General features: G+C 47.2%; 9 protein-coding genes. 6 read left to right on the top strand and 3 right to left on the bottom strand.

Annotation, left to right across the window (positions count from 1 at the left end; translation table 11 throughout):
* The 5 genes from QUA71_RS28560 to QUA71_RS28540 all read left to right on the top strand — a co-directional run.
* The coding region (locus QUA71_RS28560; protein WP_333290304.1) for an Rpn family recombination-promoting nuclease/putative transposase at nucleotides 1-584 on the top strand (584 nt) is incomplete at its 5' end.
* Between the two features lie 78 nt (nucleotides 585-662).
* Nucleotides 663-1,223 carry an HAD family hydrolase gene (locus QUA71_RS28555; protein ID WP_333290303.1) on the top strand — a complete coding sequence of 187 codons (561 nt, stop codon included), beginning with the start codon at nucleotides 663-665 and terminating at the stop codon, nucleotides 1,221-1,223.
* Nucleotides 1,224-1,361, top strand: a complete 138-nt coding sequence (locus QUA71_RS28550) for a hypothetical protein (protein ID WP_333290301.1) — start codon at nucleotides 1,224-1,226, stop codon at nucleotides 1,359-1,361.
* 36 nt (nucleotides 1,362-1,397) lie between these two features.
* Entirely contained in the window at nucleotides 1,398-1,877 is a 480-nt protein-coding gene (locus QUA71_RS28545) for a J domain-containing protein (protein WP_333290299.1), read from the top strand.
* Nucleotides 1,878-1,967: 90 nt separating this feature from the next.
* A complete protein-coding gene (locus QUA71_RS28540) occupies nucleotides 1,968-2,240 on the top strand; it encodes a DUF3143 domain-containing protein (RefSeq protein ID WP_190661245.1) in 273 nt (90 codons plus the stop codon).
* A 281-nt stretch (nucleotides 2,241-2,521) separates the two neighbouring features.
* Here the strand turns inward: QUA71_RS28540 and QUA71_RS28535 are convergent, their stop codons facing one another.
* From QUA71_RS28535 to lysA, 3 genes are all read right to left on the bottom strand, one after another.
* Nucleotides 2,522-3,268, bottom strand: coding sequence for an isoprenyl transferase (locus QUA71_RS28535; protein WP_172185480.1), 747 nt, complete (start codon nucleotides 3,266-3,268; stop codon nucleotides 2,522-2,524).
* A gap of 20 nt (nucleotides 3,269-3,288) precedes the next feature.
* A complete protein-coding gene (gene cdaA, locus QUA71_RS28530) occupies nucleotides 3,289-4,182 on the bottom strand; it encodes a diadenylate cyclase CdaA (RefSeq protein ID WP_333290296.1) in 894 nt (297 codons plus the stop codon).
* 208 nt (nucleotides 4,183-4,390) lie between these two features.
* Nucleotides 4,391-5,824 carry a diaminopimelate decarboxylase gene (lysA, locus tag QUA71_RS28525; protein WP_333290294.1) on the bottom strand — a complete coding sequence of 478 codons (1,434 nt, stop codon included), beginning with the start codon at nucleotides 5,822-5,824 and terminating at the stop codon, nucleotides 4,391-4,393.
* Nucleotides 5,825-5,982: 158 nt separating this feature from the next.
* Here lysA and rimI point away from each other — a divergent pair, with 158 nt between their 5' ends.
* On the top strand, nucleotides 5,983-6,681 hold the full coding sequence (gene rimI / locus QUA71_RS28520; RefSeq protein WP_333290292.1) for a ribosomal protein S18-alanine N-acetyltransferase: 699 nt from the start codon (nucleotides 5,983-5,985) through the stop codon (nucleotides 6,679-6,681).
* Nucleotides 6,682-6,935 lie beyond the last annotated feature (254 nt).

The raw sequence follows: 6,935 nt of genomic DNA, 5'->3' as shown, positions 1-6,935 counted from the left end.
GAAATGAGTTCACTATCTTCTTACACTTTCATTCTGGAAGCTTTATTCTATGCAGCTTCATATTAAATTGGTATGAGATGTTTGCTAACAGAGAAGAATTCATTTCGAGATTTGTGTACAAAGAAGTAAAGAGCAACTTGACTTATCCGGAAAATGATGTGGACTTAGTATTTGTAGAGTTGCCGAAGTTTAACAAAGGACAGGAGCAACTTGAAAGTTTAGCAGATAAGTGGATTTATTTCATGAAATATGCCAGAAGTTTGACATCAGTCCCAGAAACAATGGATAGCATACCGGAAATACATCAAGCTTTTGAGATTGCGAATCAAGCCAAGTTAAGCCGAGAAGAAGTGGAAGATTTGGACAGAAGAGAACAGTTTATTTATGACCAACAGGGAGCGATTATTAAGGCTGTTCAGGAAGGAATAGAACAAGGGATGCGACAAAAAGCGCTCGCGATCGCCCGACAATTACTCTCACAGCTAGATAATGCCACGATCAGCCAAATTACCGGGCTTAGCGTTGAAGACGTCCAAAATTTGCGTGAAGCGAAGCTATCCCGTAGGGAATCGGGCGATTCATAGTTTAAAGGAATTATGCATAGGGAGTAGACCTACACATAGTGATGAACGATTTTTGATTATGGATGATCTAAAAAACTATTGATCCTCGATCTTGATGAAACTTTAATTTATGCTGCCGAAGCATCTTTCCCTCGGGAAGCTGACTTTTTAGTGGAGCCCTATCACATTTACAAACGACCGTTTCTTGATGTCTTTTTGAAAAAATGCATAGACTGGTTTGAGGTTGCAGTTTGGACATCTTCTACGCCGTCTTATGCGATCGCAATTGTGTCAGCCATCTTTGAAAATCCTAAAACTTTATCATTTGTGTGGGCAAGCGATCGTTGCACAGTTGCTTACGATCCTGAGTGGTTTGAATATTACAATCGCAAAAATCTAAAAAAGGTCAAGCGCAAAGGGTATCGTCTAGAGTCAATCATTACAGTGGATGATACGCCTCAAAAGTGGGATCGCAGCTATGGCAATCTGGTGCGAGTAAACCCCTTTGAGGGAGATGAGACGGATGATGAATTAAAGTATTTGCTGCTTTACTTGGATCAACTGAGATCTGCAGAAAATATCCGCAGTGTCGAGAAAAGGTTCTGGCGAAATCAGCTTATCCGATCGATCGGTGAGTCAGCAATATCAAACGCGCAGTAAGTGGCATCACAAATCGATGAAGCGGACGGCAGGAATATCTTGGTGCTGAATTTGATGTTAGTTGCCGCCGCTTATCCCACGCGAACACCCCTCGACATAGCAGACAGTGGCGCTACCCTCAACTCTGAGCTAAAATAATCAAAAACTATTCACAACAAGCCCAGAGGCGCTTAGGTGACTCCTAACGAGGGAACGGCAAACAGCAAAAGTCAGAAAATACCCGGAAAAACCCCCTTGGGTTCCACTCATTACGGCTTGTTAGGGCTGCATCCTTCAGCCTCAGCGATCGAAATTCGGCGATCGTACCGGGAACTGAGCAAACTCTACCATCCCGATACCACCGAGCTGCCGCCCGCAGTCGCCACCGCCAAATTTCAGCAGCTCAACAACGCCTACGCCACCCTCAGCAACCCAGAACGTCGCCTCGCCTACGACCTCAAAATAGGCTATTCTCGCCAGAACGTGATTGGGCAACCCCCAGGCTTCACTACTCCGGTTTCGGGATCTGACAAAAAAACTTACAACTCCGCTTACCTAGATCCCACGGATCGACCTCTTTCCCCCGGAGAAATGTTCGCTCTGTTTATCATGGGAGCTAGCTTAATCGGATGTTTGGTACTCGCGATCGCGATCGGCTTAATTCGCGGCAATTAAAGCCTCAAATCTCAAATCTCCAATCTAAAATCGGAAATTCTCAATCCGAAATCCCCAATCTAAAATCTAAAATCTAAAATCTAAAATCCTATGACTCTTCCTTCCGCTGACACTCCTTTGTACAACCATCCACTCCCGGAAATCGAGCAGTGGCTCAAAAGCCGCGGCTGCCAGCAAGATCAGCGAGAACTTCACTGCTGGCAGATCGAGCAACTTACATGGAAAGCAGAACTCTCCCTCGATATTGACCAACTTACCGTCCGCTACATCGATGCTGGAGCCGACGGCCAAGACATTCAGCGAGCATTCAAATACTCCCTCTCACGTCAGGACATTGAAGCGGCCGTTTTTTCCGGCCCCTAATTTGATTTGAGATTTTAGATTTGAGATTTGTCCTCCAATCTAAAATCTAAAATCGTTATGTTGAGCAGGAGATGAGTGAAATTAATATTAGATTTTAGATGGGGAATCCAGGTAAGAAGCATCAAGCGTGCAAGCATTTACATGGGAGTGCGAGGGGGACGCTCGCAGCTCGTAAAAACGTTTTTTACTTTCATGGAGATGCTCCCTCACAATCGATACCTACTTGGAAACTGAAAAATCAACCAAAAAATCTAAAATCTAAAATCCCAAATCCAAAATCGTTAGACTTTGCCAAATCGGCGGTTGCGTTGCTGATAAGTAGACAAAGCGCGGTGAAACTCTGATCGATCAAAATCCGGCCACAGCGTCTCAGTAATGTAAATTTCGGAATAAGCCATTTGCCATAGTAGAAAATTGCTCAACCGCATTTCCCCGCTCGTCCGGATCAGCAAATCCGGGTCACAAACATCAGCAGTATACAAATAGCGTTTAAATAAAACCTCATCAATCTCCTCCGGCTGCAACTTGCCCTCTTTCACCTGAGTGGCGATCGCCCGACAAGCTTGTACAATCTCCTGACGCCCCCCGTAATTCGTCGCCACCGTAAACAAAATCCCTTGATTGTGCTGAGTGGCCGTCACAGAACGCTCGATTTCGGCTTGCAAAGACTTGGGCAAAGCCTGCAAATTCCCCATAAATTGAATTTGCACGTCCTCGTCCACCATCTCCCGCAATTCTTGCCGCAACTTTCCCTCAAACAAACTCATTAAAAAATCCACCTCTCCGGCCGGCCGCCCCCAATTCTCCGTCGAAAAAGCATAGGCCGTTAAAGCTGGAATCCCCCAATCTTTGCAGCAGCGCAGCAGTTCCTTCAGAGTGCTAGCTCCTCGGCGGTGCCCCGCAATCCGCGGCAACCCCTTATTCTTAGCCCAGCGCCCGTTCCCGTCCATAATCACTGCTATGTGCTTAGGCAGTAGTTCTTGTTGCAGATCCTCCGGCAACTTTTCCAAGCAAATTCCTTGACTCATGGTTTCTCCCGATTACCCGACTAACGGCGCAGTATCCGTTTTAATAGCGTCACTCCCTTCAATCCTATCTGGCGTCCGAGATTGCCGATCGGAATTGGAGCCACAACTCTTTCTCCCTCGGACGGAAACAGCTTTGCTTCCAGCAATTCCTTAAGTTTGCTGCTAGTCAAAGGTCGATTTAACATTCCCATCTGCGCTAAAGAAATAGAACCCGTTTCCTCGGACACCACCACGCACACGCAAGCTTGCACCCGTTCTGTAATCCCCATCGCCGCCCGGTGGCGGGTTCCCAACTGCCGCGACGCGCTGCGATCGGACAAAGGCAAAATTACCCCCGCCGACGCGATCCGCGAACCTCGAATTAAAACAGCTCCGTCATGCAGCAAAGTTTGCGGCTGAAAGATTGTCTGCAACAATTCTTTAGAAACTTCAGCATTTAGCTTTAGTCCCGGCACCGAAAAATCTCGATCGTCGATCGGGGAATCTGTTTCTATAATTAGTAAAGCGCCCGTGCGGTTTTGCGAAAGTTCTTTTACTGCGTCCACAATTTCATCTATTACGCTGTCCGGTTCGGGATTTGGTCGGCGATCGCGTCCAAACAATTGCCGAAATTCCCCCCGACCCAATTGTTCCAGAAATCGGCGAAACTCCGACTGCAATATGACCGCCATTGCCACAGCCGAACCAGTCACCAAGCTGTTGAGGGCAACGTGCAATAGCCTCAATCCAGCCCAGTTGCTCACCGCCGCCGCCAGCATCAAAATAATAAATCCCCGTACCATCCACAGCGTTCTGCGCTCGCCAACAATGACGAGCACCAAATACGCAAGGGCAAAAACCAGTCCAATATCGATCCCTTGAATCAATAAGGACTGAACGAGGGTCAAGTCAAAGCCAGATTGTTGATTGTTCATGGTTCATCGAACGCTACCGCCTGTGAACCGCGAACCGTGATGCACTCGAACCCATGAACCATGAACAGTTGTTATAAGGAATATGCTGAAAATCCCCGTGTTTTTAGACCGGGGAGTGTCAATCTAATCGCGTGACTGAACAAGGCAAAAGTTAAAAGTGAAAAGGCAATCATCACTAAGTAAACATGGATTGTCTTTCTTTTAACTTTTAACTTTTAACTTTTAACTTTTGAGCTCCGAGTCGTTCAGGAAGGCGGTCAAGCCTCAGCAAATCCTGGTAAGTTTCCCGCTGTATAATCGTGTTAACTTCCCCATTTCTAACTAAAACCGCTGCCGGTCGGGGCACTCGGTTGTAGTTAGAAGCCATGCTGTAATTGTATGCCCCTGTAGCCGGAACGGCTAGGATATCTCCGGCCCCACACTCTGGCAATTTGGCATCTTTAATCAGAACATCGCCTGATTCGCAGTGTTTCCCAGCAATTGTCACTGTTTCCGTTAAGGGAGCAGACATTTTGCCGGCTGCGAGGATTCGATAAACTGATTGATAGGTAATAGGACGCGGATTGTCCGACATCCCGCCATCGACAGCTAGATACGTCCGCATTTCCGGAATGACTTTTTTAGAGCCAACGGTGTAAGCTGTAACGCAAGCTGTACCCACGAGCGATCGACCAGGTTCGCAAAGCAATTTAGGCAAGGGCAATTGCTGCCGCTCGCAAGCTGCTACCACTGCCTTGCAAATCGTACGAGCCCAATCTTCAATGCTAGGAGGATCGTCCGCTTCAGTATAGCGAATGCCCAACCCACCGCCAATATTAATTTCTGTTGCTGGCAAACCATAACTCTGTGCTTTTGTCAATGCCTGAACTATGACTTCGGCTAAATCGTCATGGGGTTGCAGTTCAAAAATCTGAGAGCCTATGTGAGCGTGCACTCCCACGCAAAATAACGACGGCTGTTGGCTGATGAAAGTAAATACTCGATCGAGCGAGTTGGGATCGAAGCCAAATTTACTGTCGATTTGACCCGTCTGAATGTACTCGTGGGTGTGACACTCAATTCCAGGTGTAAACCGCACCATAACTCGTGTCGGCCCACCTGTGAGGCTGCTGACACCCAATTCTCCCAACTCTGCTAAAGTCTCTAAATCCCGCCAATTGTCGGCTACGGTAGTGCAGCCGTTTTCGACAGCTAGCTGTAGTTCCTCGCGGGATTTGTTGTTACCGTGGAAGTAGATTTTGTCGGGGCTCACGCCGGCTTGCAGTGCAGTGTGGATTTCTCCGGCGGATACGACATCTATGCCTAAACCTTCCGAAGCTGCGATCGCGCAAACTGCCAAACAACTCCAAGCTTTAGAAGCATAGAGCACTTGAGATTCGCCCGGATAGTAACGCTTAAAAGCATCCCGGTACTGGGTACAAGCCGCCCGCAGCGTTTCTTCGTCTAAAATGTACAACGGCGAGCCAAATTGCTCCACCAAAGCTGTCACCTCGCAGCCTCCGATTTCCAACCGATCGCTGCTGTTAACACTGGCTGTCAGCGGTAACAGTTCTTGATTGGGCGATCGATTTTGCAGGGCCGGCTTTGACTCAGACAGATACTTAAGTCCCGATTCGACCCCGAAAGATTGAGTTGATACCATCGCGCAATAACTATCCTAGGTTATTAGTCAGCAGTCATTAATCAGCAGTCAGCAGTCGGCAGTCATTAATCAGCAGTCATTGGTCGTTGGCAGTAGACTAATGTCTGGAGACTTGTGAGTCATGACTCAAAACTAGCAACAAACAGCTAATCGCTACTGTGTTTTCCAGTGTACAATTTACAGCCGTGCGTTTTCTACAAATTAAACATCTCGCCGCCGAAGACCTCAACAGTGCAGTCGAACTCGATCGCCTCTGTTTTGGCGGACTGTGGACGATCGAAGGCTATGGGCGCGAGTTAGGCAGTCCTAACAGCGATTTACTGGGTTTGTGGGCATCCGAAACCGGGGACTGCGAATCCGAAAGATTCGACAGCGAACTGAAGTCGATCGAGCCGAACAGCATTCTCAACTCAAAACCGCTCAGTATTGAGAGTTCCTCGCCAGCAACTCCGAACTCAACACTTACCCCAACCCTGATCGGTTTGGGTTGCCTGTGGGCAATTTTAGAAGAAGCTCATATTACAATTTTGGCAATTCATCCTCGCTTTCAAGGTCAGGGTTTAGGACAAGCTCTGCTTTGGGATTTACTAAAAAAGGCTCACTACAGACAATTAGAACGGGCCACCTTAGAAGTGCGGGAATCTAATTTAGCCGCAGTTTCTCTTTACCAAAAATTTGGGTTTAAAGAGGCAGGACGGCGGAAACGGTACTACGAAGACACCGGAGAAGATGCTCTGGTAATGTGGCGCAGCGGCATAGAAAAACCCGAATTTCAGCAATATTTGGCGGTTGAGAAAGTGCCAATTTGCGATCGGCTGCACCAGAAAAACTGGCATTTGGCGATCGATAAATTTTGAGTTTTGAATGTAATTTGTTGGCTCTTCCGTACTTAGTGTGTTAAGTTTACTTAAATTTATCCTCAAGGCTTTGCTAAGTAAGGCTTTGAGATTATTTACAGAGGCTTGCGCTGTTGAGCAAGTTGCTCAACTGAGGGCGATTGCCTTGAAATCCCAGCCAGCTATGCTGTATGACATCCAGGGCTATTTCATTCTATTTGAGTAGTGGATATAGTAGTAAAGTATCGTACTCATGCCCGGGAGCTGCTATGTCT

This window comes from Microcoleus sp. MON1_C5, assembly GCF_036701875.1.
In the GTDB taxonomy this organism is placed as follows: domain Bacteria; phylum Cyanobacteriota; class Cyanobacteriia; order Cyanobacteriales; family Microcoleaceae; genus Microcoleus.
This window is presented reverse-complemented; position numbering and strand designations above follow the sequence as displayed.

Excerpts from the sequence above, each read along its gene's own strand:
- lysA (WP_333290294.1), bottom strand. The coding sequence starts at position 5,824 with ATGGTATCAACTCAATCTTTCGGGGTCGAATCGGGACTTAAGTATCTG.
- QUA71_RS28535 (WP_172185480.1), bottom strand. The coding sequence starts at position 3,268 with ATGAGTCAAGGAATTTGCTTGGAAAAGTTGCCGGAGGATCTGCAACAA.
- QUA71_RS28540 (WP_190661245.1), top strand. The coding sequence starts at position 1,968 with ATGACTCTTCCTTCCGCTGACACTCCTTTGTACAACCATCCACTCCCG.
- cdaA (WP_333290296.1), bottom strand. The coding sequence starts at position 4,182 with ATGAACAATCAACAATCTGGCTTTGACTTGACCCTCGTTCAGTCCTTA.